This is a genomic window from Oryzomonas rubra, from assembly GCF_008369015.1.
GTDB classification, from domain to species: Bacteria; Desulfobacterota; Desulfuromonadia; order Geobacterales; family Pseudopelobacteraceae; genus Oryzomonas; species Oryzomonas japonica.
The window spans coordinates 92,448-116,743 of record NZ_SRSD01000003.1 but is presented as its reverse complement, the minus strand read 5'-3'; the positions used below and the strand labels follow the sequence as shown (position 1 = coordinate 116,743).

Sequence of the window (24,296 nt, the reverse complement as noted above, 5' to 3'; positions counted from 1 at the left end):
TGACCTCATACCGTTATCGCCGGTGCAGCCCGCATTCCTTGTTCTCGGGATTCTCCCACCACCACCTGCCGGCGCGGGCATCCTCGCCCGGTTGCACCGCCCTGGTGCAGGGGGCGCAGCCGATGGAACGGTACCCTTGGCTGTACAGGCGGTTTTTGGGCAGCCGGTGCTCGTCGGTATAGCTCGTGAGTTGCTCCTCGCTCCAGTCTATCAGCGGGTTGATCTTCAAGATGCCGCCGTTCAGTGAGTCCAATTCGACGGCCTTCAGATCACTTCGGGTGACACTCTGCTCGCGGCGCATGCCGGTCACCCAGCCTGCAAGCCCCGTGAGAGCCCGGGAGAGCGGCTCCACCTTGCGAATATGGCAGCAGGCGTGGCGCTTGTCCAGGGATTCGCGGAAGGAGAAGAGCCCCTCGGCCCGTTCCAGTCGCTCGACCTCTTCGTGGCGGGGGAAAAACCAGTCGATGTGCAGATGGTAGCGTTCCACCAGGGCATCGGCCACCTCGTAGGTCTCTTCGTTCAGCCGCCCGGTGTCCAGGGCAAATACCCCCAGGGAAAGCCCCGCTTCATGGGCGATATTGATAATGGCCACATCCTCCAGGGAGAAGGAGCAGGCCAGGGATACCGGCCCCCCTGCGGCCTCGATGCCGGCGCGGAGAATCTCCGCCGGGGTGGCGTTTGCCGTTATTTCAGGAATGTTTGCACTCATTAGTTGCCTTTCTCTTCGGAACGCGATTTTTTCGTCCTGGCAAGGCTGTCGAGGGATGGTGAGGAGACGTAGCAGCGCTACGTCGCACGATCCAGCCCGAAGACTTACGCAGCCAGGGCGGAAAAGGCGCGTTCCTCGCTAAATCTGGTAATCCTCCACGAACACCCTGACTTGGCGTGGCCGCACATATACCTGCTCACTCTGCTGCAATCCCAGGTTCTTGAATACGTCCCTGGTTAACTCCGCCTCGATGAACTCTCCGGTGGCGTCAATGGCCAGGGTGACCCGCACCGAGGGGCCCAGTTTCTGGATATGCCTGATCTCGGCCTTCAGGGCCGTCGAGTCCTGGGGGCTGCGCTCGATCTCGATGTCGTGGGAGCGGACGTACGACACGGCGTTTTCGTCTGCCCCATGCTGGTCGGCGCCCGGCTGGTTCAGGCGGCCGTGGAACAGGTTGACGTTGCCCAGGAAGTTGAGTACAAACGGGTTGGCGGGGTGGTCGTAGACCAGGTCCGGCGTGCCGGCCTGCTCGATCCTCCCCTTGTTCATGACCACGATGCGGTCGGCCACCTCCAGCGCCTCCTCCTGATCGTGGGTGACGAAGACACTGGTGACGTGGATCTCGTCGTGCAGTTTGCGCAACCAACGGCGCAGTTCAGCCCGCACCTGGGCGTCCAGGGCGCCGAACGGTTCGTCCAGCAACAGCACCTGCGGCTCCACCGCCAGGGCGCGGGCCAGGGCGATGCGCTGGCGCTGGCCGCCGGAGAGCTGCGCCGGATAGCGTTGCGCCAAACCTTCCAACTGTACCAGGCGCAGCAGATCCATAACCTTGGCGTTGATCTCCGATTTGGAGGGGCGGGTGCCGCGCGGCCTGACGTTCAACCCAAAGGCCACGTTGTCGAAGACGGTCATGTGTTTGAACAGGGCGTAATGCTGGAAGACAAAGCCGACCTTGCGCTCCCGCACATGGTGTTCGGTGGTATCTTCGCCGTTGAAGAGGATGCGCCCGCTGTCCGCACGTTCCAGGCCGGCAATGATCCGTAACAGGGTGGTCTTGCCCGACCCGGACGGTCCCAGCAGTGCCACCAGTTCTCCCGAAGGGATGGAAAGGGTGACGTCGTTCAGGGCGGTGAAGCTGCCGAACTGCTTATGGATGTTTTCTACCTCGATACTCATGGGATCACCTATAAAATCAGATTCTTTTACTTATATGACTTATGTGACTGATAGGACTCATGGAAAACCGTGATGCGGTTGTCCTTCATTCTTTGGAGATTCGCCTTTCTCCGTGTCTTGGCAGGTTTTAGCTTTTACTATCAGTTACCTAACTGCTGCCGGACCTTCCACTCTGCCACGGTCTTCACCACCAGGGTGATCAGGGCCAGGAAGGCCAGGAGCGATGCCACGGCAAAGGCGGCTGTGTAGTTGTACTCGTTGTACAGGATCTCCACGTGCAGCGGCACGGTGTTGGTGCTGCCGCGGATGTGCCCTGAGACGACCGACACGGCGCCGAATTCCCCCATGGCCCTGGCGTTGCACAGGATCACGCCGTAGATGATGCCCCACTTGATGTTGGGCAGGGTGACCCGGAAAAAGGTCTGCAATCCGCTGGCGCCCAGCACCAGGGCTGCCTCCTCCTCGTCCCTCCCCTGGGCCTCCATGAGCGGGATCAACTCCCGGGCGATGAAGGGGAAGGTAACGAAGATGGTGGCCAGGATGATGCCCGGCACGGCGAAGACGATCTTGATGTCGTGGGCGTCGAGCCAGGGGCCCAGCCATCCTTGGCGGCCGAACAGCAGCACGAAGATCAGGCCCGAGATGACCGGGGAGACCGAGAAGGGGAGGTCGATCAGGGTGATCAGCAGGTTCTTGCCCGGAAAGGTGAACTTGGCAATGGCCCAGGCCGCCATCACGCCGAACACCAGGTTGAGCGGCACCGCCACGGCGACGGTGATCAGTGTCAGCTTGATGGATGACAGGGTGTCCGGCTCCTTGAGGGCGGTCAGGTAGACGTCCAACCCTTTTTCGAAGGCTTGGCTGAACACCGCCGCCAGGGGGAGGACAAGGAACAGGGCCAGGAAAACCAGGGCCACGACCGTCAACCCCCAGCGCACGAGGGCCGGTTCGGTGATGCGGTGGTTGTCGTTTGCCTTTGCGGCGTATGTTGTGGTTGGTGCGGACATGGGGACCTCGAGAGAATAAAAGACGGTTATTTATAGGTCTTATAGGTCTCATAAGACCTATAAGTCCCATAAGTCTCAGTAGTTAGTCGGCGTACCTTCTGCTCCACTTCTGGAGCAGGTTGATGACCAGCAGTATGACGAATGATGCCACCAGCATGACCGTGGCCACGGCCGTTGCCCCCTGGTAGTCGTACTGTTCCAGTTTGGTGATGATGACCAGGGGGGTGATCTCCGAGACCATGGGCATGTTGCCGGCGATGAAAATGATCGAGCCGTACTCACCCACGGCCCGGGCAAAGGCCAGGGCAAAGCCGGTCAAAACTGACGGGAGCAAGAGCGGGAACAATACCCGGCGGAAGGTCTGCAGGCGGTTGGCCCCCAGGCAGGCAGCCGCCTCTTCGATCTCGCTGTCCAACTCCTCGATCACCGGCTGGACCGTGCGCACCACGAAGGGGAGGCCGATGAAGGTCATGGCTACGATGATCCCCAGGGGGGTAAAGGCTACCTTGATGCCGTGGGGTTCCAGATAGCGCCCCACCCAGCCGTTGGCGGAGTAGACCGTCGCCAGGGTGATACCGGCCACCGCCGTGGGCAGGGCAAAGGGGAGGTCCACCAGGGCGTCCACCAGCCGCTTGCCGGGGAAGGGGTAACGCACCAGCACCCAGGCCACCAGGACGCCGAACAGGGCGTTGATGCCGGCTGCCGCCAGGGCGGCGCCAAAGGTGACCTTGTAGGAGGCCAGCACCCGCGGCGCCGTTACAACGGCCACGAAGTCGTGCCAGCTCAGCCCCGCGGTCTTGAAGATCAGGGCAGAGAGCGGGATCAGCACGAGCAGACTCAGGTAGAGGAGCGTGTACCCCATGGTCGGCCCGAAGCCGGGCAGGACGTTGTTATGGCGCTTGAAAAGTTTCATGATTGAGGCCCTTGGATGCTACCGAGCCGGGGGGAAGAGGCGTGACGGTTCCCATATAGTGTGGGAGATTGTCGGTTTCATGCGCTTCCTCTCGCTCGGGATCATGCTGAAACGTATTTGGGTTTGTTATGTGAGGGGCAGGGAGTGCCCGCCCCTCACATTGCAGTAAAAGTGTATCACTTATTTATTTGCACCGTAGATCTGGTCGAACACCCCGCCGTCGGCGAAATGTTTCTTCTGGGCCTTCTGCCAGCCGCCGAAAGCCTGGTCGATGGTGTAGAGCCTGAGTTTGGCCAGCTTGGTGGGCACCTTCTTGTCGACGGGACGGTAGTAATGCTTGGCCGCGATCCGCTGCCCTTCGGCGCTGTAGAGATATTTCAGGTATTCCTCGGCCACCTTGCGGGTGCCGTGTTTATCCACAATCTTGTCCACAACGGCTACCGGCGGTTCGGCCAGGATGCTCTCGGGCGGGGTGACGACATCGAATTTGTCCGGTCCCAACTCGTTGATGGCCAGGAAGGCCTCGTTTTCCCAAGCCAGGAGTACATCGCCCAGGCCGCGCTGCACAAAGGTGTTGGTGGCGCCGCGGGCTCCGGAGTCAAGCACCGGCACGTTTTTGAAGAGTTTGGTGACGAATTCTCTCGCCTTGGCCTCGTTGCCACCTTTCTGGTGCAGGGCGTAGCCCCAGGCTGCCAGATAATTCCAGCGGGCGCCGCCGGAGGTCTTGGGGTTGGGGGTTATGACCGAGATGCCGGGCTTGATGAGATCGCTCCAGTCCTTGATATGCTTGGGATTGCCCTTGCGTACCAGAAAGACGATGGTCGAGGTGTAGGGAGAGCTGTTGTGGGGCAGGCGTTTCTGCCAGCCGGGCTTGATCAGTCCTTTTTCCTGGATGGCGTCGATGTCGTAGGCCAGGGCCAGGGTGACCACATCGGCATCAAGGCCGTCGATGACCGAACGGGCCTGTTTGCCGGAGCCGCCGTGGGACTGTTTGACGGTGACGTTCTGGCCGCTCTTTTTGTGCCAGTATCTGGCAAAGGCGTTGTTGAAATCCTGGTACAATTCACGGGTCGGGTCGTAGGAAACGTTCTGCAGGGTGACGCCCGGCGCGGAAAATGCCGGCAATGCCGCTGCAAGGGTTAACGACAGTACGGCGATGGTGGTGACAAGCTTGCGTGGGTGCATGATCGTGTTACCTCCTATTTTTGTCTATAGAGTTTATAGAAATAAACCCCAAAATAATGCGCTGATCCAGTGTTAATCCTCAACCTTTTCCAGCTCCAGGACATAGTGGCCTTCATCCGTTTGCCGCAGTCCCAGCAACTTGTGCCCTTCGGCCTTGAGGCTGCGGGGAACATTCTTGACCGGCTCCCCGTCATCCAGGAGGATCTGGGCCGTTTCCCCGGCCGCTATATCCTCCAGGGCCAGCTTGGCCTTGACGAAGTTCGTGGGACAACCGACGCCCCGCAGATCGATCACCTGCATGAGCATGCTCCTTTCATGATCGTATTCCCACCTGGGTCTCAATGACCTGGGGCGGTATGGTTGCCGTAACCGTGTTGTCTGGGAACTGCTTCCGCAGATGGTCGAGCAGGGCCTGGGGGCCTTCCTTGATGATAATGTCCCCCAATCTGATGCGCCCCAGGGACTCCGCCTTTTCTTTGTACCACCCCAATACTGCGGAGATGAAGTCCAGTACGCGTTCTTCGGGGAGGAAGGTGGCGAACAGCGTGCCGACCAAGGGATTGCGCCCCCACTTGCCGCCGATACGCACCGTGTAGCCGCGCCGTTTCTCGCTCCAGGCGCTGGTTGGGCAAACCTTGACGCAGTCGCCGCACCAGATGCAGCGTTCGGCGTTGAAAACCGGCTTGTTGTCCTCACCCATGGTGATCGCCTTGGGGACGCAGCTCTTGGCGCACAGGCCGCAGCTGATGCAGGCCGCCTTGTCCAACTGAGGGTAGATCGCGCCCTGGAAGCCGACATCGTTGGTGGCCGACTTGGGGCAGTCGAAGGGGCAACCGGCAAAGGCAACCTTAAACTTGTGGTGGCCGGTGGCGGTACCGAACAGCTTCTCATCCACCTCCAGAGCCGACTTTTGGGTGTCAACCAGGCCGTTGGGGTTGTACTCGCACCCGCCGCAGGCCACCGGAACGCGCACTCGCGCCCCGCAGGAGGCAACCTTCTGGGTCGCCTCGCCCAATTCCTCCACCACCACGTCGAAATCCTTGAAGTTGATATTGATCAGCTCGATGGATTGCCGCACGGAAAGATGGACAAATTCGCCGCCGTATTTTTCCGCCACTTCCGCAATCTTTTTCAGGCGGGGCACCGACATCCTGCCGCCGGGAACCCGCAGACGCACGGTGAACAGGTCTTTACCCCGCTCCTTGATGAACCCGCCGGACTTGAGATTGCTCAAATCTATCTTTGTGGGCTGCTGTGCCTTTGACATTTATTTCTCTCCTGAAAAAGTATGCTTTAAACCTATATTAAACACATAGACATTGTCAAGAATATTTTTATGTTTTATTACCGATTTAGTGTTTAATCGTTTCGATCGGCTCAGGCTCTACATTTCCGTCGTGAATCTTATAGGATTTCACGGCAGGGTTCGTGGGATCGGCCAACGAGATGATGACGTAGGAAACCAGCGGCGTGAGGGCCAGCTTGATATCCTCCTGAGACGGGCGGGCCGGCGTCTCGGGGTGGGAGTGATAGATGGCCAGCATGGAGAGCCCCTTGGCCCGCAGATCCTTCACCACGCTGAACTGCTCCCGCGGCTCCATCATGAAGTGCTCGTTGCTGGCATCGGTATTGGTCATAGGGTAGATCGCAGATACGGTATCGCCCGTCCCGCCGAGAATCCCGCACACTTCCAGGGGGAATCCCTCGCGGGCATGGGCGATCAGGTCGGCATGGATGGAATCGGGAATTTTCAGCACAATGAACACCTCACTACGTATTTGCCGCAGAGACGCGGAGACACAGAGCAAATCACGGAGTACGTCTAAAACCGCTTGCCACGATGGAGGAACGGTAACGAGGTGGCATTAAATACCATCACTCAATTTCGTTAACGCTGCGCCTCTGTGGCACAGGTAACCCGAATGGTTTAATTCTTCAGATCGCAGACCGTCAGGGCGTCCAGTTCGTCCTTTACCTCGGTGATGGTCGGGTGCTCGCCGCAGACCGGGCAGGCCGGGTTGCGTTTGAGCGGAATCTCCCGGAACTTCATGCGCAGGGCGTTGTAGGTGAGGAGGCGGTTGGTCAGCAGTTCACCCTTGCCCAGCAGGAATTTGATCGCCTCGGTGGCCTGGATGGTGCCCAGGACGCCGGGCAGCACGCCGATCACCCCGGCCTGGGAGCAGGTGGGAATGGCGTCCTTGGGGGGCGGCTCGGGAAAGATGCAGCGGTAGCAGGCCGATTCCCCCGGTTTGACGGTCATGGTCTGGCCGTCGAACTGCAGGATGCCGCCATGGGAGTAGGGGATGCCGGCCAGTACGCAGGCATCGTTGATCAGGAACTTGCCCGCGAAGTTGTCGGTGCCGTCGATGACAAAGTCGTAGTCGCGGATGATGTCCGCGATATTGGCCGCGTTGACCCATTCCTTGTAGGTTTTGACCTGAACGGCGGGGTTGATGGCCTCCATCTTCTCCCGGGCCGATTCCACCTTGGGCTTGCCCACGTCGGGGGTGAAATGGATCACCTGGCGTTGCAGGTTGGACAGGTCCACGTCGTCCGCATCGGCGATACCGAGGGTGCCTATTCCTGCCGCCGCCAGGTAGAGGGCGATGGGCGCCCCCAGGCCGCCGGCGCCGATGATCAGCACGCGGCCATCGAAGAGTCGCTGCTGCCCCTTGCCCCCCACCTCTTTCAGCATGATGTGGCGGGAATAGCGTTCGATCTGTTCGTCGGTCAGCATGGTCAGCGTCCTCCGCCCATGAAGTAGAGGAATTCCAGGGCGTCGCCGTCTTGTACCAGCGTGTTCCCGAAGGCGTCCCGTTCCAGGATCTCGCCGCTCAGTTCCACGGTAACGTACTGGCGCTGCGCCACATCCAGTTCCTCCAGCAGGGATTCTACGGTGCGGGCCGGGTTTTCTGCAAGGGTGGTTTTTTTTCCGTTGATAGTTATGTTCATAGCAGTTCTCCGTATCAGATGGCGTCCAACGCCTGATTGAAATCGTCGATGATGTCCTGGGAGGCCTCGATGCCGACCGACACCCGGACCAGGTCTTCGCACACCCCCATGAGTGCCTTGTCCTCCAGGGGGTAATCGGCGCAGATGGTACTGGCCGGGTGGATCACCAGGGTCTTGGCGTCGCCGATGTTGGCCAGGTTTTTAGCCATACGCAGGGCGTTGATGACGCGGAAGGCCGTTTCCTTGGAGCCGGTGCCGAAGGTCAAAAGCCCGCCGTAGCGGCCGCCGTACAGGCGGGTGGCGACCCCATGGCCGGGGGCGTCCTCCAGGCCGGGGTAGTTGACCCACGCCACCTTGGGGTGTTGTGCGAGGAAACGCGCCAGGGCCAGGGCATTGCTGCAGTGCCGCTCCATCCTCAGGGCCAGGGTCTGGATGCCCTCGGTCAGCAGGAAGGAGTTGAACGGCGCGGCGCAGGCCCCCACGTCTTTGTGCACCAGCTTGCGGGCGCGGGCGGTAAAGGCAAATTGGCGATATTTTTTGTGAAAGGGTTCGAAATGGGGAAAACGGGCGGTGTTCCAGTTGAAGACGCCGCGGTCGATGATGACGCCGCCGATGGATGTGCCGCTGCCGTTGATGTACTTGCTGGTGGAATGGATCACGATATCCGCCCCCAGTTTGGCGCCGTCGGCAAGATAGGGGGTGGTGACGGTGGCGTCCACGATCAGGGGGAGTCCCGCCTGGTGGGCGATCTCGGCCAGTCTGGGGAGGTCGGGTACATCCAGTTTGGGGTTGCCCACGGTCTCGACGAACAGGAGCCGGGTTCGGTCGTTGATGGCGGCCCGGACCGATTCCAGGTCAAGGGGATCGACGAAGCGGGCCGTGATGCCGAAGTTGGAGAGGGTATCGCGGAACAGGGAAAAGGTGCCGCCGAACAGGGAGGAAGACGCCAGGATCTCGTCACCGGCCCGTAGGATGGTCATGACCGTGGTGGTGATGGCCGCCATGCCCGAAGCGGTCGCTATGGCCGTGCCGCCCCCCTCCAACAGTGCCAGGCGCCGTTCCAGGGCCTCGGTAGTCGGGTTGCCCAGGCGGGTATAGACCTGTCCGGCCGCCCGGCCGCGAAAGACATCCTCAAGGGCATCGGCTGTTTCGTAGGCAAAGGCGCTGGACTGAACGATGGGGACCGAGGTGGCGCCCGCAGGTCCCGGTTCCAGGCCGCCATGCACGAGTAGCGAATCAAAACGTAGTGGTGTTTCCATTTGATGTGTCTCCATAAAAAAATCCCATCTGATGTCAGATGGGATGGGTGTCACGAAGGATGGGTTTCGCAACCTCCACCTCATCTTTGCCGGTACCGGCAGGAATTAGCACCTGTCGCCCCGTCTGGGCCGGTTGCTGTGGTTTCGTCGGGCCTTTCCCTCCACCACTCTCAATAAGGTCTGAGTTGTTATTCGATTGTCTTGAAGCAATATTTACAAACTACATATATTTTGTCAATAAATTTTTAGGATATATTTAGCATATTGGTGATGTATTTGTGGGTCAATTTTTCCATGAGGAACGTTGCGATGGTTTTTGAGCTAATAAGTTATGGCCATCACTCGATAAAATTGTAACGTATTTTAGTGGTGAATACGCATATGCCAGGGGCGGAGCGGAATGTTGACGCTGATTGCGCTGCAGGGCGTGATGTGATCTATCGAATGCTTGAAAAAGAAAAGGCCGGGGGAATGGTTCCCTCGGCCTTTGTGCCTGTTCAACGCGGATAATGCGTAGCGTGAGTTATTTGATTTTGGTCAGGGAGAGGTTGCTGCCATCGATCTTCAGGGAATCCCCGCGGAATTTTAGAAAAATGTCTATTTTGAATGGGGCGACGATCTTGATCCTGCCATGACTGCAAGACAGATCAGCAATGACAAAGTGAACTTTTTCATCTGCTTGTATTTCTCAAATTTAAATAACAAGCAATGGCAGCATCAAAAGCTGAACGGATTTTTTGTTTGGCCGTGCCGTGCTCGAACGAAAAAATGGCTGCCAAGTTGGCCAGCCATTATGGTTTTCATTGGTGGGCGCTACTGGGATTGAACCAGTGACCCCTGCCGTGTGAAGGCAGTGCTCTCCCGCTGAGCTAAGCGCCCGAATGTTCCAATTGAATAACAGAGCCTGCGGTTTCTGTCAAGCCCCCCTGATCAAAAATTGTGTGGCGTCATGGAGGGCCGGGAAGAAAGACGCACGTACCCGGAGGTGATTTTGCTTGTCATCCCGTGGCTATCATGCTATAAAATTCCGATTTCAATTCGCACGCCTCGGGTAATGAACCGGCGGTGTCCCTTGTGGCTTGCAGGGATTCAACGGGGCGGAGGAAAAACCAAAGGAGAAGAATATGTCAAGTATCAGCATGAAGGAACTGCTGGAGGCCGGCGTCCATTTCGGCCACCAGACCAAGCGTTGGAACCCCAAGATGAAACCCTATATCTTTGGGGCCCGTAACGGGATTTACATCATCGACCTGCAGAAGACCGTCCGTTATTTCAAATCCGCTTACAACTTCGTCAAGGAATCGGTCGAAAGCGGCAACACCGTGTTGTTTGTCGGCACCAAGAAGCAGGCTCAGGACTCGGTGGCCGAAGAGGCGACCCGTTGCGGCATGTTTTACGTCAACCAGCGCTGGCTGGGCGGCATGCTGACGAACTTCGCCACCGTCAAGCAGAGCATCGACCGTCTCAAACGGCTCGACGCCATGTTCGAGGACGGCACTGTTGACGCCTATACCAAGAAGGAGTCTCTCCAGTTCGATAAGGAGCGGGAAAAGCTCCAGAAGATCCTGGGCGGCATCAAAGGGATGAACAAACTTCCCGGCCTGATGTTCGTCATCGACCCCAAGAACGAAGAGATCGCCGTTCAGGAAGCCAACAAACTGGGCATTCCCGTTGTTGCCATCGTCGATACCAACTGCGACCCCGATCCCATCGACCACGTCATCCCCGGCAACGACGACGCCATCCGCGCCATCCGTCTGCTGAGCTCCAAGATTGCCGACGCTTCCATCGAAGGTAACCAGGCCCGCAACGCCGCTCTTCAGGCCGACAGCGAAGGGACCGAGGAATTCGCCGCTGCTGAAGCGGTTGAAGATGTTGCCGGCGAGACTGCCGAATAGGCACTGATTATACATTGATCCCCTGGTACGGGGAAGGAGGATATGATGGCTGTTACTGCTGCACAGATCAACGAACTGAGAAAATCGACCGGGGCCGGCATGCTCGATTGCAAGAAGGCCCTTGAAGAAAGTACCGGTGATTTCGAAAAAGCCGTGGATTACCTGCGCAAAAAAGGGCTTGCCGCTGCCGCCAAGAAGGCCGGCAGAGCCGCCACTGAAGGTGCCGTCGGTTGTTATATCCACGCCGGCGGCAAGATCGGCGTCATGGTCGAGATCAACTGTGAGACCGACTTCGTTGCCAAGAATGAAAACTTCCAGGTCTTCGTGAAGGACATCGCCATGCATATCGCTGCTGCCTCGCCCACCTGCGTGCGCCGCGAGGAAGTGCCTGCCGACGTTCTGGAGCGCGAGAAGGAAATCTATCGCGCCAAGGCCCGTGAAACCGGCAAACCGGAAAACATCATTGAGAAGATCATTGAGGGGCAGGTCAACAAATTCTACGCCGATGTCTGTCTCCTGGAGCAGGCTTACGTCAAGGATACGGATAAGACCATTGAGCAGTACCTCAATGAAACCATCGCCAAGATCGGCGAGAATATGTCCATTCGCCGCTTTACCAAGTATGTCTTGGGCGAGGGGTTAGAAAAGAAGGAATCGGACTTTGCTGCCGAAGTGGCAGCAGCGGCCGGCATGTAATCAGACGCCGAAGCCGGCCGCCATGGCCGGCTTTTTTTTTACTCGCCGCCTTGGTATCATTTCAAATCTGACGACTTCATACGTACATCACATTCAAGACGGGAGCAGACCATGAACAGGCCGTCATTTTCCAGAGTGCTCTTGAAGCTGTCCGGCGAATCGCTCGCCGGCGACCAGGGATACGGCATTGATCCGCTGACCATCAGCACCATCGCCCGGGAGATCAAAGAGGTAGTGGACTCGGGGGTCCAACTGGCGCTCGTGATCGGCGGCGGCAATATATTTCGCGGCCTGGCCGCCTCATCCAAGGGGATGGACCGTGCCAGCGCCGACTACATGGGCATGCTGGCCACCGTGATCAACTCCTTGGCCATGCAGGACGCCCTGGAGAAGGTGGGGGTTTCCACACGCGTCCAGTCGGCTATCGCCATGCAGGAGGTGGCGGAGCCGTATATCCGCCGGCGGGCCATACGGCATCTTGAAAAGGGACGGGTGGTGATCTTCGGCGCCGGCACCGGCAACCCGTACTTCACCACGGATACCGCAGCCAGCCTGCGGGCCATGGAGATCAACGCCCAGGTGATCCTCAAGGGAACCAAGGTGGATGGTGTCTACTCGGCCGACCCGAAGAAGGATGCCACGGCGGTCAAACTGCCGAAGCTCACCTATCTCGAAGTGCTCAAGATGGGGCTGCAGGTTATGGACGCCACCGCGACCTCGCTCTGCATGGATAACAACCTGCCGATTATCGTATTCGATCTGACCACCGAGGGGAACATCAAGAAGGTCATCTGCGGCGAAGAAATCGGAACAATCGTACAAGGAGAATAGAACTATGCCAAAGGCCGTGATCGACGACATGAAGTCCCATATGGAAAAGACCGTCAGCGTTCTCAAGGTAGAATTCCAGAAGATCAGGACCGGCCGCGCCAGCACCGGCATTCTCGATGCGGTCAAGGTGGACTATTACGGCAATCCTTCCGCCATTAGCCAAGTGGCGACCCTGGCGGTGCCGGAGCCGCGCACCATTACCATCTCCCCGTGGGAGGCCAAGATGATCGGCCCCATCGAAAAGGCGATCCTCAACGCCAATATCGGCTTGACCCCCTCCAACGACGGCAAGATCATCCGTCTCAACCTGCCGCCGCTGACCGAGGAACGCCGCAAGGAAATCGTCAAGGATCTCAGGAAAAAGGCCGAAGAGGACAAGGTTGCCCTGCGCAACATCCGCCGCGACGCGATGGATAAACTGAAGAAGTTGGAAAAGGACAAGGCGGTCACGGAAGATGAACTGAAAAAGTATGAAAAGGATGTTCAGGACATTACCAAGAACTTCGAGACCAAGATAGACGAGGCCGTGGCCCATAAGGAAAAAGAGGTCATGGAAGTCTGATGGAACCGCTCGAACCGGGCAAACTGCCCACGCATCTTGCCATCATCATGGACGGCAACGGGCGTTGGGCTCAGCAGCGCATGCTCAAGCGCATCGTAGGCCACCAGCGCGGGGCCGAGACCATCAAGATGGTGGTGGAGCAGGCGTCCCTTCTGGGGATAAAGTACCTGACCCTCTTCGCCTTTTCCTCGGAAAACTGGTCCCGTCCCGCAATGGAGGTCAAGGCGCTGATGGCGCTACTCAAGAAGTATATCCGCCAGGAAACGGCGCGCATGATGCGCAAGAATATCCGCTACAATGTTATCGGCAACCGCAGCGATCTGCCCGATGACGTTAATGCGACCCTGGAAGACGCCATTCGCGAGACGTCCGGCAATACCGGCATGGTGCTGACCCTGGCGCTTTCCTATGGCGGCCGCCAGGAGATCAGCATGGCGGCGAGCCGGCTGGCCCGGGACGTGGCGGCCGGAAAAATCAAACCGGACGACATCACGATGGAGCTCTTCTCCGGTTATCTCGATACCGGGGGACTGCCCGACCCCGACTTCCTGATCCGCACCAGCGGAGAAATGCGCATCAGTAATTTCCTGCTGTGGCAACTGGCCTACACCGAGTTGTATTTTACCGAAACCTACTGGCCCGATTTCACCATCAACGAGTTCCACAAGGCTCTGGCCGACTTCCAATCCCGTGAACGGCGGTTCGGCAAAACCAGCGACCAACTACTGAATAGGGGCTCCTTATTAAACGCCTGATCTCAGCGCTTATCCTCCTGCCGGTCCTGATCCTGACCATTCTCAAGGGCGGCCCGCTGTTATTCGCCTGTCTGCTGGCCATCTTCGTCTTCATCGGCATCCATGAATTCTACCGTATGGCCCTCCCGGCCAGGACCGTTGAGGTGTGGCCGGCAGCCGTCTGCGGGACGCTCTTTATTTTCATCCCCTTTTTCGGCAATGATCGCCATCTCCTGGCAGGGGTCGCTCTCCTGTTTCTGGGCTTTGCCCTCCTGTTCCTCTTCCGTATCCGGGAGGTGGCCGATGCCGCGCGGGAGATCGCCTATGCCATGCTGGCGTTTCTCTACATCCCGTTCCTGTTGATGCACCTGGTCGCGCTGCGCCAGACGACCTACGGCATTCAATGGCTCCTGGTCATCATGCTGATCGTCATGACCAACGATTCGGCGGCATATTACACCGGCAGCGCCTTCGGCAAGCACCCCCTCTACCCGTTGGTCAGCCCCAAGAAAAGCGTCGAAGGGGCTCTGGGCGGGCTCGTCGGCAGCATTGTCGGCACCCTGATCGCCAAGTTCAGCTTCTTCCCCCAATTGAGTTTTCGGGATGCCCTGGTGACGGCCCTGTTCATCGGCGCCCTCGGGCAGGCCGGCGATCTGTTCGAATCATTACTTAAACGCAGTTTCGGGGTCAAGGATTCCGGGACCATCATCCCCGGCCACGGCGGCGTGCTGGACCGTCTGGACAGCATCATCTTCGCCGCGCCGGCCCTCTATTACTACGTCATCTATTTTTTCAAGGGATAGCTCTATGAAACATCTTACCATTCTCGGTTCAACCGGTTCCATCGGCGTCAGCACTCTGGAGATCGTCGCCGCGTACCCCGACCGTTTCCGTGTGGTCGCCATGACCGCCGGCCGCAATCTCGAACTCTTCGCCCGCCAGATCAAAGCGTTCTCGCCGCGCATCGCCGTGGTCGCCGCCCAGGAGGATGTCCCCCGTCTCAGGGAGATGTGTTCCGGGGTGACGGTGGAGATTCTGGGAGGTGTCGAAGGCCTGATCGCCGCAGCCACCGCCGACGAGACGGAGATGGTGGTGGCCGCCATCGTCGGCGCCGCCGGTCTGGTCCCCACCGCCGCCGCCATTCGGGCCGGTAAGGATATCGCCCTGGCCAACAAGGAAACCCTGGTCACCGCCGGGCATCTCTTCATGAATATGGTCGCCGAGTACGGCGTCAAGCTCTATCCGGTGGACAGCGAGCACAGCGCCGTGTTCCAGTCCATGGAAGGGCATCGTAGCGAGGATATCACGCGGATCATCCTGACCGCTTCGGGCGGTCCGTTTTTGAACACGCCGACCGAGCAACTGGCCGGCGTCACCGTGCGGGATGCCCTCAATCATCCCAACTGGAGCATGGGGCGCAAAATCACCATCGATTCGGCAACCATGATGAACAAGGGGCTGGAGGTACTGGAGGCGCGCTGGTTGTTCGGCGTGCCCGTGGAGAAGATCGACGTCAACATCCACCCCCAGAGCATCATCCACTCCATGGTCGAATACGTGGACGGCTGCGTTATCGCCCAGTTGGGCTCGCCCGACATGAAGGCCCCCATCGCCTACGCCCTGTCGTATCCGGAACGGGTGGCTACCGGCGTCAAGCCGCTCGACCTGACCGCTCTGTCCGGGCTGACCTTCTTCAGGCCTGACAGGGAAAAATTCCGCTGCCTCGGCCTGGCCTATCGCGCCATCAAGGACGGGGAGAGCATGCCGGCCGTGATGAATGCCGCCAACGAGATCGCTGTGGAGGCGTTCCTGGAGGGGCGGCTCGGTTTCATGCAGATCGCCCAAGTCATTGAACGGACCATGGACGCCCATGAGGCCCATAACCTGAAATCCATCGAAGAGGTGCTGCTGGCCGACCGCTGGGGACGCGACCGGGCGCGCGAGATCTGCCGGGGAATGGTGAACTGATATGATGATCGTCTATGCCGTAATCGTCCTGGGTGTGTTGATCTTCGTTCACGAATTCGGGCATTTTCTGGTGGCCAAGCTGTTCAACGTCAGGGTGGAAAAATTCTCCCTCGGCTTCGGACCCAAACTGGCGGGCAAGAAGATCGGCGAGACGGAATACCTGATCTCCGCCTTTCCCCTGGGCGGGTACGTCAAGATGTTCGGCGAAGGGGGCTTCATCGAGGGGGGGGAGTCGCACCATCCCGCTTCTGAAGATGGGGAGGAAAACAGCGCCGCAGTTGCCGGCGAGGCTGTCGCTGCTCCGAGGGAGTTGACGGAGGAGGAAAAAAAACGTTCCTTCGCCCATAAGCCTCCTCTGGCAAGGATCGCCATCGTAATGGCCGGTCCGGTCTTCAATCTGGTGTTTGCCTGGTTTGCCTTTATCGTGCTCTGCATGCTGGGCGTGCCCTCCATCACCCCCAAAATCGGCGAGGTCTTGAAGGACAAGCCGGCGGCAAAGGCCGGGATTCAAAAGAACGACGTCGTAACCGCCATCAACGGTAAAGCCATTACCCATTGGGAAGAGGTAGCCGAGGCGATTGCCGCGGCCAAGGGCAAGCCGGTTGTGGTGGCAATAAAGCGCAACGCTGCGGACCTGCAGTTCACCATCTTGCCCGAACCGCGCATAAGCAAGAATCTGTTCGGCGAGAAGGTCAACGGCTTCGCCATTGGCGTGGCCTCGGCCGGTGAGGTCGTCACCGAGCATTTCGGCCCCCTGCAGTCGGTTGTCAAGGGAACGGCCCAAACCGGTAAGGTGATCGAGATCACGGTCATGTCGCTGGTAAAACTGGCCCAGCGCGTCGTACCGCTGGATACGCTCGGCGGCCCGATCATGATCGCCAAGATGGCCGGTGAAACGGCCCAGGCCGGCGGTTCCAGTTTCCTGGCCTTCATGGCGCTGCTCAGCGTCAACCTGGGAGTGCTCAACCTCCTGCCGGTGCCGGTTCTTGACGGCGGGCATCTCTTCTTCTTCTTTTGGGAGTTGGTATTCCGCCGCCCGGTCAGCCAAAAGGCACGGGAATATGCCCAGCAGATCGGTCTGATGCTGCTCTTGGGACTGATGGCGCTGGCATTCTACAACGATATCATCAGGTATTTCGTCGGACAGGGGTAGTGGCTGGCGGAGCCTGACGCCTAACCCTGTTCCAGGGCCACGGCAACCATGAACCAATCCTCATCCGAGGCGGCAAAGCGCAGCGCCATTGCCTCCGGCTTGTTGGTGAGGGCGATGGCGTACCGTTTCCCGGTGACCACCGATGGCGTCGAGAGACGAATATCCAATCCGCTGTTGGTCAGGTGTTGTTTGAAGGAGCCGGCAATCATGTTGGCGACCTCTCCCAGTGCATCCTGGATATCGTCATCAGCGTCCCCACCAGCTTCCTTGCCAAGCATGCTGGTGGTGATGTTGTGGGCCAATTCGTCGGGGACGTGCAGGCTGATGAGGCCGTTGTAGGTGCCCGCCAGGCCGACCAGGGCGCTGGTGCAGCCGGAAAAATGGTTCACGGGGTCGATCTCCAGCGGAAGATGCAGCAGATCGTCCATGCCGATCATGGTGCTGAATACCTCTTTGACGTCCCGAACGAGTTGTTTTGCCAACATATCCTCAGTCGTACGAAGTCTCTCCAACAAGACCGATGAAAATCCCATGTCTTCCCTCCCCGTAACAAGATGAAGCACGCACTGTCACTCGCCGCCTTGTCTGTGCGGTATGGGGACAGTCTGTGCACTACCTCTCATATCTAGCAGGTTGGATGCCAATAGTAAGAACGCGCTAATTACAGTGGGTTGTGAGTTGGCGAGACCAGCGAAGTGTACCCGCGAGGTACATGGTGTGTCCTCTGGGTACGGTTGCGGAGGTGAGGCGGACCGCTCCCGGCCCGCTTGCAACGTTATGAGGCTGGCCCTATTCGATGGGTTGCAGCAGCACATTCGCCTCAATTGGATGAGACGACCCTTTATTTGGGAACATATCATATTTAAAAATGCGATTTTATTGATGAACCACCGTTTACCTTTCTGGCGAACCATAACAAGGACAGGCATACGTCTTTTCCCGAGCGCATCTGGTGCCGCGGATAAGGGCGCAATTGGGTGCCCTCAGATGTGTTTGCTCAATTCTGACATATTTTAACCACATTCCTGGTCTAAATTGCATCGCAAGTAAACCGAACCCGTTCATACGGTTGGACGTTTTGGGGCAGCTGAAGATCGTGCTCAGTATCCGTGTCCCTCTGTTTCTTTCCCCAAAGACAGCGCAATCCCATTCAACAACGCGATCCGTATTTCAAATGTAAAATACTAATTCAAAGAGGACGACATGGTTATGGTCCGGGATGTAATGAAAACGGCAGTCTTGATTCTTGCTCTTTTGGTATCGGCTTCGTGCGGCAGCGGCGAAAGCAACAGTACAAACGCCACGCCGACATATCCCCGCTTTGCCTACGCCGCAAACTATAACGACGGGACGGTTTCCATCTATAGCGTCAATGCCTCAACCGGCCAGTTGCGCCATAGCGGCTATGTGGCTGCCCAGACGCATCCTCGTGCCGTGACCGTCACCCCCTCCGGCAAATTCGCCTACGTCGCTAATTACGGTTCCAACAGCATTTCGGTCTACACCGTCAACCAGACCACCGGGGCCCTGACCGCCGGGACCGCCGTGACCACAGGCACGGCTCCTTTGTCCGTAACCGTCGCCCCCTCGGGTAAATTCGCCTATGTGACCAATAGCGTCGACAACACGATTTCAGCCTACAGCATCAATCAGACTTCCGGGGCTCTGAGTGCAAGAACCGACGTGGCTACCGGCGCAACCCCCTCCTCGGTGACCATCGCCCCCTCCGGTAACTTTGCCTATGTAGCCAACAGCGGAAACAATACCGTCTCGGTCTATACCATCAATCAGACTACCGGGGCGTTGACCGCAGGAGTCCCGGTGGCTGCCGGTACGACACCCGTATCCGTGACCGTTGCTCCTTCGGGCAAATTCGCCTATGTGGCCAATAGCGGTTCCAACACCATTTCGGTCTATACCGTCAATCAGACTACTGGGGCCTTGACTGCGGGGACCGCAGCCCTCACCGAGGTGACCCCTACGGCCGTAACCGTCGACCCTTCGGGCAAATTCGCCTATGTGGCCAACTATGATTCCAACACCATTTCGGTCTACACCATCAATCAGACCACGGGGGGCCTGACCGAGGGAACGTCGGTGGCCGCAGGGACGAACCCCGCCTCCGTCATGGTGGACCCTTCGGGCAAATTTGCCTATGCAACGAGCTTTAATTCCTACGCCATCCCGGTCTATGCCATCGACCAAACCACCGGCGCCTTAAACGCCGCAGGAACGGTCTCCACCGGCAGCGGCCCCGTTCAGGTGGCCATGGTATCCGGGACCGCTGCCGTCACCTATGTGCCGAAATTCGTCTATGCGGCGAATTATGCTTCGGACAGTATCTCGGTCTATGGCATCAATGAGAGCAGTGGAGCCTTGACCGCCGGGGCGGCTGTGGCTGCCGGGACAGGCCCCTACGGCATCGCCGTCGATCCTTCCGGGAAATACGCCTACGTGGCAAACCGCTCGTCCAATAATGTCTCGGTGTATACCATCGACCAGACCACGGGTGCCTTGACCGCCGGGACGACGGTTGCTGCCGGCACTGAGCCGCGTTCCGTAGTCGTCGATCCCTCGGGAAGATTTGCCTATGTGGCCAACTACGGTGCCAGTACCATTTCGGTCTACACCATCAACCAGACCAGCGGCGCCTTGACCGCCGTGACGACGGTTTCTGTCGGAACGGATACCAACCCGGTCTCGATCGCCGTGGACCCCTCGGGAAGATTTCTCTATACGGCCAGCTATACCTCTTTCACGATCTCGGCCTATGCCATCGATCGGACCACCGGGGGCTTGACCGCCGTCGGGACGGCAGCGGCAGGTACGAATCCTGTCTCGGTTGTCATTGATCCCACGGGGCGATTCGCCTATGCGGCCAATAGCGGCTCCAACACCATCTCGGTATTCACCATCACCCAAACCACCGGGGCGCTGGTCAAGGTAACGGATGTGGCTGCGGGCACGAGCCCCTATTCTGTCGCCGTCGATCCCACCGGAAAGTATTTTTATGCGGCCAACTACGGTTCCGACACCATCTCCTCCTATACCATCGGCCAGTCTACCGGGGCGCTGACCGCCGGCACGACCGCGGCTTCCGGTAAAGAGCCCCGCTCGCTGGCTATCGATCCCTCGGGAACGTTCGCCTATGCGGCCAATTACTACAGCAACTCCATCTCCCGGTACACCGTCAACCAGACGACCGGGGCGCTGGCCGCAGGGGCGGCAACGGTGGCCACGGCGTCGTCCCCCATCTCCCTCGTCGTCAGCGGCACGGTCCAATGATGTTTGCGTCTCTCGGCGATGCTGAAATGGGTGAAATGGGTAGAAAAGAAGGAAACGTGGCGGGAATGTGTCAAAAATGGGAAAATATATACAGGTAGCGATACAGTCGGGTCTTGTTATGGTAATAGTGTGTACCACGCTAAACTAGTATCACCTCGTGATACATATTTGTGGGGAAATACCTATGGCAAAAAAGATACTTATTGTTGAAGATGAGCTTAAGCTTGTCGATGTATTAAAAGATTATCTCTATCTTGCAGGATTCGAAACGGCTAGCTTGTTTAATGGTACTGAAGTTGCGTCTTGGGTAAAAGATAATGGACCGAGCCTTGTCTTGCTCGACCTGATGCTGCCCGGGCGTGACGGTATAGATATCTGCAAGGAGATCAGAACCTTTTCCAATGTGCCGATCATTATGATGACCGCACGTATTGATGAGGTGGATCGTTTGCTCGGGCTCGAGCTCGGCGCCGATGACTATATCTGCAAGCCGTTCAGCCCGCGGGAGGTCGTCGCTCGGGTCAAGGCGGTTCTGCGCCGTATGGGCGACGAACTGACCACGCAGGCTGCCGGGCTTATGCTTGATGAATCGCGCTATCGGGCCACGCTTGCCGAACACGAACTCTGCCTCACCGCTGTTGAATTCAAACTGTTACAGTTTTTGGCGGCAAAGCCGGGACGAATTTACAGCCGTCAGCAACTCATGGAACAGATTTATCTCGACCGCCGCGTTGTCAGCAGTCGTACCATCGACAGCCACATTAAAAAGTTGCGCAAGAAGATTGCAGGTGCCAATCCCGACACGGAGTTTATCCATTCGGTCTACGGCGCCGGCTACAAATTTGAGGCCGCATGATCTTTTTTACCTCGGCATTTACCACAGAAAGGTTACGGAAACAGCACTAATGAAACGAATCATCTGTCACATTATTCTCTGTATTCCATTGGCCGGCTGCTCTCTGTTCAGAAGCCCTCCCGACACAAGGACGGTAGCGCTCATGCCCTTCTTTTCTACCGCCAGTTCCAAAAGCATCGGCCAGGAGGCCGCCGACCGCGTAGCATTGGAACTGGTGGCCAAGGGATATATCGTTATTGATCGAAGCACCGCTACTGCCTTGGTGAATGAAACAAAGTTCTACGGCTCGGGCCTGAGTGATGATATGCGGAATGCTTTGCAGTCCCGTAATATAGCTGCAGTGGTTTTCGGCAGTGTCAATGATTTCAGTTGCGAGACGATCCGGTCTCCCTCGCTGGTAGCCAGTCTGGCCAGCAATATGGACAAGAAAAACCGCTGCACCGTTTCCCTGACCGCCAAGATAGCCGATACCACAACCGGCAGGCTGTTGTGGGGAGTAACCATTAACGACACCTCCGAGGGCGTGAACCTCACCGCCATGGAACTCATGAAGTCTTTGATCCGCAAGGCCGATATCAAAGAAACACTCCCCCCATCCCTGAACGAGCAAGCGAAACCCGAGTGAGTATGCCGGCAGGGGAGGCGATTTGAGGCCGTTGCTGCGGAAATGCGGTGCCCCTGCCCGGCGAGATGAACAAGTACATGGTAAGGTCATGCTAAAAGTATATCTGAAAGATTGCCTGCCGGATTTTGTGGGGGAACTGGAGCGTCTGCTCCTTGAGGAGGACAGGCCTGAACTTGCCTGCCAAGTGAGGGACATGCCGGTGGATGTGGGGCGATGTGTGATCGGTGGGGGATTTTGCGCCATGCTCTGTACGGGGCTGCAGCCTTCGAAAGGATGGGGAGCGGGGCAGACCACGATTGCATTGGCTCCTAAACAGGGCAATATCCTGGTTGACGTAATCGATGGCGAGATTATCGCTGTCGAGGTGTTCTGCCGCAAAGATGTCTACGAAAGAATGGTGCAGATGCAGTATGTATATGCGCAACCGGGGAACGCCTCTGAGAGCGTATCTTGGGGTGGCGGCCCGCTGGCGGGGTGATGCCGGGAAACCATGGCAACGGATAGACAGGAGGTTCGATGAAAGCACCCAAAACCCGTAAAATTGTTTCAATGATCGTGATCTCTGCCACAATATTGAGTGCCATTCCCGCTTCTGCGGTTGACCAAGCCCTTCAGGAAACGCTCCAGGATGCCCTCTACGGCGTCATGATCGGCACGTTGGTCGGCGGCGCGACCGTCGCTTTCACCAAGAAACCGGCAAAACACCTTGTCAACTTTGGAGTAGGGGCGGGGTGCGGTGCTATCGGCGGCACCATCTTCGGTTTGGCAAAAGCGGTAAGGACGCTGGCTGAAATCGAAGACGGCACAATCAAATTTGCCATGCCTACCATTGTTCCCGAGGTTGTCGATTCGCCCACAGCCTCCAACAACGTTGCCCTCTCTGTCGGTCTCCTCCGCATAACATACTAAAAATCTCCATGTCCCCCCATTCCCGGCCTTCATGACGTCTCAGCCGGAATACGGTTCCGGCTGCCGCTGCGCCACGCCTATGGTTTTTGCCCGGATTTCCCGGCCAAACTTTTGATGAGAGGCGTACATCGGCTGCAGACTGGGGCGGGAGAATGGACAGCAAAGGGTCAGGGACGGTAAAATGCCTTGCGGCCGATCTTGAGCATTTGGGAGGCCTTGGATTTGTTGCCGTTGCACCGTTCCAGGGTGATGGCCAGAATGCGTTTCGTCAACGTATCGAGTGAGAGGGTCTCGCCCGGCACCGTCAGGGTATAGGTGACGCTGTCGCCGACGTTGCCGCCATTGGCGGCATCAGTGGAACCTGCCGAATTGATCCCCAGATGGGCGGGACGGATCAGCTCTCCGTCCGTGAGAATGGCTGCGCGTTCCAGGCAGTTGCGCAGCTCGCGGACGTTGCCCGGCCAATGGTAGTCGAGCATGGCTTCCATGGCCTTTGGGGAGATGCCGGGCAGTGCCTTGCCCAGATGCTGGCGCAGATGGTCGAGCACATGTTCGCAGAGCAGGGGGATGTCGTCCTTGCGGTCCCGCAGGGGGGGGATGGTAAGCGGAAAAACGTTGATCCGGTGGTAGAGATCCTCACGGAAGCGCCCGGCAGAGACCCACTCGGCCAGATTGCGGTTGGTGGCTACGATGACCCGGCAGTCGGCGGGAAGCGGGGTGTTGCTCCCAATTTTTTCGAAAACGCGCTCCTGGAGGACCCGCAACAGCTTGGCCTGGAGCGGCAGAGGCATGTCGCCGATCTCGTCGAGCAGGAGAGTTCCCCCACGGGCCAGGCTGAACTTGCCTTCCCGATCACGGTCGGCACCGGTGAAGGCTCCCCGAACATGGCCAAAGAGTTCGCTCTCCAAGAGGTGCTCGGGAATAGCGGCGCAGTTTACCGCTACAAAATTGGTGGGGAGCCCCTTGCCGGCAAAGTGGATGGCTCGCGCCAACACCTCTTTGCCGGAACCGCTTTCGCCGTAGATGGCTATGGTCGTCTGGCGTACCGCAGCCACCTTGGCAGCCAGCCGCAGCATCTCTTTCATCGACGGATTGACGGTCACAATGCTTTGAAAGGTGAATGGTTCTCCCAGGAGCCCTTTGATCTGTTCATTTTCGCGGACAATGTGGTGGTAGTCGAGGGCATGTTGGGTGGTGATGCGTAAAATAGCGGGATTGATGGGCTTCTCAAGGTAATCGTAAGCCCCGCGCCGCATAGCCTCAACAGCGCTCTCCACACTGCCGTTTGCCGTTACTACGACGACCGGTATCCCTTTGTGCCGCTTCCCGATCTGCTCGATGAGTTCCAGGCCATCCATTTCATGCATGACCAGATCGGAGATGACCAGATCGATCTGGCGTTCCTCCATGATGTCCAAGGCTTCTGCACCGCTGAATGCGGCTACGGGAGCGAAACCAGCCTCGCCAAGCTGGGCTTCCAGCATGCGAACGCTCAGTTCATCGTCGTCAACGATAAGGATTGTCGGAACAGTCATCGATAGCACGCCTGAAAGATTAACATGATTATATCGCCCTAAT

General features: G+C 58.1%; 26 protein-coding genes, 1 tRNA gene and 1 riboswitch. Of the genes, 13 read left to right on the top strand and 14 right to left on the bottom strand.

Annotation, left to right across the window (positions count from 1 at the left end):
• Positions 1 to 13: 13 nt before the first annotated feature.
• The 12 genes from ET418_RS05610 to ET418_RS05555 form a co-directional block, all read right to left on the bottom strand.
• On the bottom strand, positions 14 to 709 hold the full coding sequence (locus ET418_RS05610; protein ID WP_149306608.1) for a phosphoadenylyl-sulfate reductase: 696 nt from the start codon (positions 707 to 709) through the stop codon (positions 14 to 16).
• A gap of 138 nt (positions 710 to 847) precedes the next feature.
• Positions 848 to 1,885 carry a sulfate/molybdate ABC transporter ATP-binding protein gene (locus tag ET418_RS05605; protein WP_149306607.1) on the bottom strand — a complete coding sequence of 346 codons (1,038 nt, stop codon included), beginning with the start codon at positions 1,883 to 1,885 and terminating at the stop codon, positions 848 to 850.
• A gap of 140 nt (positions 1,886 to 2,025) precedes the next feature.
• On the bottom strand, positions 2,026 to 2,892 hold the full coding sequence (cysW, locus tag ET418_RS05600; protein ID WP_149306606.1) for a sulfate ABC transporter permease subunit CysW: 867 nt from the start codon (positions 2,890 to 2,892) through the stop codon (positions 2,026 to 2,028).
• A gap of 82 nt (positions 2,893 to 2,974) precedes the next feature.
• Positions 2,975 to 3,805 carry a sulfate ABC transporter permease subunit CysT gene (cysT, locus tag ET418_RS05595; RefSeq protein ID WP_149306605.1) on the bottom strand — a complete coding sequence of 277 codons (831 nt, stop codon included), beginning with the start codon at positions 3,803 to 3,805 and terminating at the stop codon, positions 2,975 to 2,977.
• Between the two features lie 180 nt (positions 3,806 to 3,985).
• The gene (locus ET418_RS05590) at positions 3,986 to 4,990 is read right to left on the bottom strand and encodes a sulfate ABC transporter substrate-binding protein (RefSeq protein WP_149306604.1); all 1,005 of its coding nucleotides are present in this window, start codon (positions 4,988 to 4,990) and stop codon (positions 3,986 to 3,988) included.
• Positions 4,991 to 5,062: 72 nt separating this feature from the next.
• Positions 5,063 to 5,290: a sulfurtransferase TusA family protein gene (locus tag ET418_RS05585; RefSeq protein ID WP_149211059.1), complete on the bottom strand. Its 228-nt coding sequence runs from the start codon at positions 5,288 to 5,290 to the stop codon at positions 5,063 to 5,065.
• A 13-nt stretch (positions 5,291 to 5,303) separates the two neighbouring features.
• Positions 5,304 to 6,257: a 4Fe-4S dicluster domain-containing protein gene (locus ET418_RS05580; protein ID WP_149306603.1), complete on the bottom strand. Its 954-nt coding sequence runs from the start codon at positions 6,255 to 6,257 to the stop codon at positions 5,304 to 5,306.
• Positions 6,258 to 6,342: 85 nt separating this feature from the next.
• Positions 6,343 to 6,747 (bottom strand): M67 family metallopeptidase, encoded by a 405-nt coding sequence (locus ET418_RS05575; RefSeq protein WP_149306602.1) that lies wholly within the window; start codon positions 6,745 to 6,747, stop codon positions 6,343 to 6,345.
• Between the two features lie 170 nt (positions 6,748 to 6,917).
• A complete protein-coding gene (locus ET418_RS05570) occupies positions 6,918 to 7,727 on the bottom strand; it encodes a HesA/MoeB/ThiF family protein (protein ID WP_149306601.1) in 810 nt (269 codons plus the stop codon).
• A gap of 2 nt (positions 7,728 to 7,729) precedes the next feature.
• Positions 7,730 to 7,942: a sulfur carrier protein ThiS gene (gene thiS / locus ET418_RS05565; protein ID WP_149306600.1), complete on the bottom strand. Its 213-nt coding sequence runs from the start codon at positions 7,940 to 7,942 to the stop codon at positions 7,730 to 7,732.
• A gap of 14 nt (positions 7,943 to 7,956) precedes the next feature.
• Positions 7,957 to 9,201 carry an O-acetylhomoserine aminocarboxypropyltransferase/cysteine synthase family protein gene (locus ET418_RS05560; RefSeq protein WP_149306599.1) on the bottom strand — a complete coding sequence of 415 codons (1,245 nt, stop codon included), beginning with the start codon at positions 9,199 to 9,201 and terminating at the stop codon, positions 7,957 to 7,959.
• A 77-nt stretch (positions 9,202 to 9,278) separates the two neighbouring features.
• A riboswitch (SAM riboswitch) is annotated at positions 9,279 to 9,381 on the bottom strand.
• Between the two features lie 624 nt (positions 9,382 to 10,005).
• A tRNA-Val gene (locus ET418_RS05555) sits at positions 10,006 to 10,080 on the bottom strand.
• Positions 10,081 to 10,325: 245 nt separating this feature from the next.
• On the opposite strand from ET418_RS05555, the gene rpsB reads away from it, so the two are divergent.
• The 8 genes from rpsB (at position 10,326) to rseP (ending at position 17,043) form a co-directional block, all read left to right on the top strand.
• Positions 10,326 to 11,099 carry a 30S ribosomal protein S2 gene (gene rpsB / locus ET418_RS05550; protein ID WP_149306598.1) on the top strand — a complete coding sequence of 258 codons (774 nt, stop codon included), beginning with the start codon at positions 10,326 to 10,328 and terminating at the stop codon, positions 11,097 to 11,099.
• Between the two features lie 45 nt (positions 11,100 to 11,144).
• Positions 11,145 to 11,795: a translation elongation factor Ts gene (gene tsf / locus ET418_RS05545; RefSeq protein ID WP_149306597.1), complete on the top strand. Its 651-nt coding sequence runs from the start codon at positions 11,145 to 11,147 to the stop codon at positions 11,793 to 11,795.
• Positions 11,796 to 11,906: 111 nt separating this feature from the next.
• Entirely contained in the window at positions 11,907 to 12,626 is a 720-nt protein-coding gene (gene pyrH, locus ET418_RS05540) for a UMP kinase (protein WP_149306596.1), read from the top strand.
• Positions 12,627 to 12,630: 4 nt separating this feature from the next.
• On the top strand, positions 12,631 to 13,188 hold the full coding sequence (gene frr / locus ET418_RS05535; protein WP_149306595.1) for a ribosome recycling factor: 558 nt from the start codon (positions 12,631 to 12,633) through the stop codon (positions 13,186 to 13,188).
• Positions 13,188 to 13,943, top strand: coding sequence for an isoprenyl transferase (locus ET418_RS05530; protein WP_149306594.1), 756 nt, complete (start codon positions 13,188 to 13,190; stop codon positions 13,941 to 13,943). The genes frr and ET418_RS05530 overlap by 1 nt, the downstream gene beginning before the upstream one ends.
• Positions 13,931 to 14,725 carry a phosphatidate cytidylyltransferase gene (locus tag ET418_RS05525; protein WP_149306593.1) on the top strand — a complete coding sequence of 265 codons (795 nt, stop codon included), beginning with the start codon at positions 13,931 to 13,933 and terminating at the stop codon, positions 14,723 to 14,725. The genes ET418_RS05530 and ET418_RS05525 overlap by 13 nt, the downstream gene beginning before the upstream one ends.
• A 4-nt stretch (positions 14,726 to 14,729) precedes the next feature.
• Positions 14,730 to 15,890, top strand: coding sequence for a 1-deoxy-D-xylulose-5-phosphate reductoisomerase (locus ET418_RS05520; RefSeq protein ID WP_149306592.1), 1,161 nt, complete (start codon positions 14,730 to 14,732; stop codon positions 15,888 to 15,890).
• A gap of 1 nt (position 15,891) precedes the next feature.
• Positions 15,892 to 17,043, top strand: coding sequence for an RIP metalloprotease RseP (gene rseP, locus ET418_RS05515; protein WP_149306591.1), 1,152 nt, complete (start codon positions 15,892 to 15,894; stop codon positions 17,041 to 17,043).
• A gap of 20 nt (positions 17,044 to 17,063) precedes the next feature.
• Here rseP and ET418_RS05510 read toward each other — a convergent pair whose 3' ends face one another.
• Entirely contained in the window at positions 17,064 to 17,576 is a 513-nt protein-coding gene (locus ET418_RS05510; protein ID WP_149306590.1) for a chemotaxis protein CheX, read from the bottom strand.
• Between the two features lie 691 nt (positions 17,577 to 18,267).
• Between ET418_RS05510 and ET418_RS05505 the strand changes: the two genes are divergently transcribed.
• The 5 genes from ET418_RS05505 (at position 18,268) to ET418_RS05485 (ending at position 22,718) form a co-directional block, all read left to right on the top strand.
• On the top strand, positions 18,268 to 20,328 hold the full coding sequence (locus ET418_RS05505) for a lactonase family protein (protein WP_188055339.1): 2,061 nt from the start codon (positions 18,268 to 18,270) through the stop codon (positions 20,326 to 20,328).
• A gap of 184 nt (positions 20,329 to 20,512) precedes the next feature.
• Entirely contained in the window at positions 20,513 to 21,184 is a 672-nt protein-coding gene (locus ET418_RS05500; RefSeq protein ID WP_149306588.1) for a response regulator, read from the top strand.
• Between the two features lie 49 nt (positions 21,185 to 21,233).
• Positions 21,234 to 21,809 carry a CsgG/HfaB family protein gene (locus ET418_RS05495; RefSeq protein WP_149306587.1) on the top strand — a complete coding sequence of 192 codons (576 nt, stop codon included), beginning with the start codon at positions 21,234 to 21,236 and terminating at the stop codon, positions 21,807 to 21,809.
• Between the two features lie 88 nt (positions 21,810 to 21,897).
• Positions 21,898 to 22,287, top strand: a complete 390-nt coding sequence (locus tag ET418_RS05490; RefSeq protein WP_149306586.1) for a hypothetical protein — start codon at positions 21,898 to 21,900, stop codon at positions 22,285 to 22,287.
• Between the two features lie 38 nt (positions 22,288 to 22,325).
• Positions 22,326 to 22,718, top strand: a complete 393-nt coding sequence (locus tag ET418_RS05485; protein ID WP_149306585.1) for a hypothetical protein — start codon at positions 22,326 to 22,328, stop codon at positions 22,716 to 22,718.
• 167 nt (positions 22,719 to 22,885) lie between these two features.
• Here the strand turns inward: ET418_RS05485 and ET418_RS05480 are convergent, their stop codons facing one another.
• The gene (locus tag ET418_RS05480; protein WP_149306584.1) at positions 22,886 to 24,253 is read right to left on the bottom strand and encodes a sigma-54-dependent transcriptional regulator; all 1,368 of its coding nucleotides are present in this window, start codon (positions 24,251 to 24,253) and stop codon (positions 22,886 to 22,888) included.
• Positions 24,254 to 24,296 lie beyond the last annotated feature (43 nt).

Excerpts from the sequence above, each read along its gene's own strand:
- ET418_RS05610 (WP_149306608.1), bottom strand. The coding sequence starts at position 709 with ATGAGTGCAAACATTCCTGAAATAACGGCAAACGCCACCCCGGCGGAG.
- ET418_RS05605 (WP_149306607.1), bottom strand. The coding sequence starts at position 1,885 with ATGAGTATCGAGGTAGAAAACATCCATAAGCAGTTCGGCAGCTTCACC.
- cysW (WP_149306606.1), bottom strand. The coding sequence starts at position 2,892 with ATGTCCGCACCAACCACAACATACGCCGCAAAGGCAAACGACAACCAC.
- cysT (WP_149306605.1), bottom strand. The coding sequence starts at position 3,805 with ATGAAACTTTTCAAGCGCCATAACAACGTCCTGCCCGGCTTCGGGCCG.
- ET418_RS05590 (WP_149306604.1), bottom strand. The coding sequence starts at position 4,990 with ATGCACCCACGCAAGCTTGTCACCACCATCGCCGTACTGTCGTTAACC.
- ET418_RS05585 (WP_149211059.1), bottom strand. The coding sequence starts at position 5,290 with ATGCAGGTGATCGATCTGCGGGGCGTCGGTTGTCCCACGAACTTCGTC.
- ET418_RS05580 (WP_149306603.1), bottom strand. The coding sequence starts at position 6,257 with ATGTCAAAGGCACAGCAGCCCACAAAGATAGATTTGAGCAATCTCAAG.
- ET418_RS05570 (WP_149306601.1), bottom strand. The coding sequence starts at position 7,727 with ATGCTGACCGACGAACAGATCGAACGCTATTCCCGCCACATCATGCTG.
- thiS (WP_149306600.1), bottom strand. The coding sequence starts at position 7,942 with ATGAACATAACTATCAACGGAAAAAAAACCACCCTTGCAGAAAACCCG.
- ET418_RS05560 (WP_149306599.1), bottom strand. The coding sequence starts at position 9,201 with ATGGAAACACCACTACGTTTTGATTCGCTACTCGTGCATGGCGGCCTG.
- rpsB (WP_149306598.1), top strand. The coding sequence starts at position 10,326 with ATGTCAAGTATCAGCATGAAGGAACTGCTGGAGGCCGGCGTCCATTTC.
- tsf (WP_149306597.1), top strand. The coding sequence starts at position 11,145 with ATGGCTGTTACTGCTGCACAGATCAACGAACTGAGAAAATCGACCGGG.
- pyrH (WP_149306596.1), top strand. The coding sequence starts at position 11,907 with ATGAACAGGCCGTCATTTTCCAGAGTGCTCTTGAAGCTGTCCGGCGAA.
- frr (WP_149306595.1), top strand. The coding sequence starts at position 12,631 with ATGCCAAAGGCCGTGATCGACGACATGAAGTCCCATATGGAAAAGACC.
- ET418_RS05530 (WP_149306594.1), top strand. The coding sequence starts at position 13,188 with ATGGAACCGCTCGAACCGGGCAAACTGCCCACGCATCTTGCCATCATC.
- ET418_RS05520 (WP_149306592.1), top strand. The coding sequence starts at position 14,730 with ATGAAACATCTTACCATTCTCGGTTCAACCGGTTCCATCGGCGTCAGC.
- rseP (WP_149306591.1), top strand. The coding sequence starts at position 15,892 with ATGATGATCGTCTATGCCGTAATCGTCCTGGGTGTGTTGATCTTCGTT.
- ET418_RS05510 (WP_149306590.1), bottom strand. The coding sequence starts at position 17,576 with ATGGGATTTTCATCGGTCTTGTTGGAGAGACTTCGTACGACTGAGGAT.
- ET418_RS05505 (WP_188055339.1), top strand. The coding sequence starts at position 18,268 with ATGAAAACGGCAGTCTTGATTCTTGCTCTTTTGGTATCGGCTTCGTGC.
- ET418_RS05500 (WP_149306588.1), top strand. The coding sequence starts at position 20,513 with ATGGCAAAAAAGATACTTATTGTTGAAGATGAGCTTAAGCTTGTCGAT.
- ET418_RS05495 (WP_149306587.1), top strand. The coding sequence starts at position 21,234 with ATGAAACGAATCATCTGTCACATTATTCTCTGTATTCCATTGGCCGGC.
- ET418_RS05490 (WP_149306586.1), top strand. The coding sequence starts at position 21,898 with ATGCTAAAAGTATATCTGAAAGATTGCCTGCCGGATTTTGTGGGGGAA.
- ET418_RS05485 (WP_149306585.1), top strand. The coding sequence starts at position 22,326 with ATGAAAGCACCCAAAACCCGTAAAATTGTTTCAATGATCGTGATCTCT.
- ET418_RS05480 (WP_149306584.1), bottom strand. The coding sequence starts at position 24,253 with ATGACTGTTCCGACAATCCTTATCGTTGACGACGATGAACTGAGCGTT.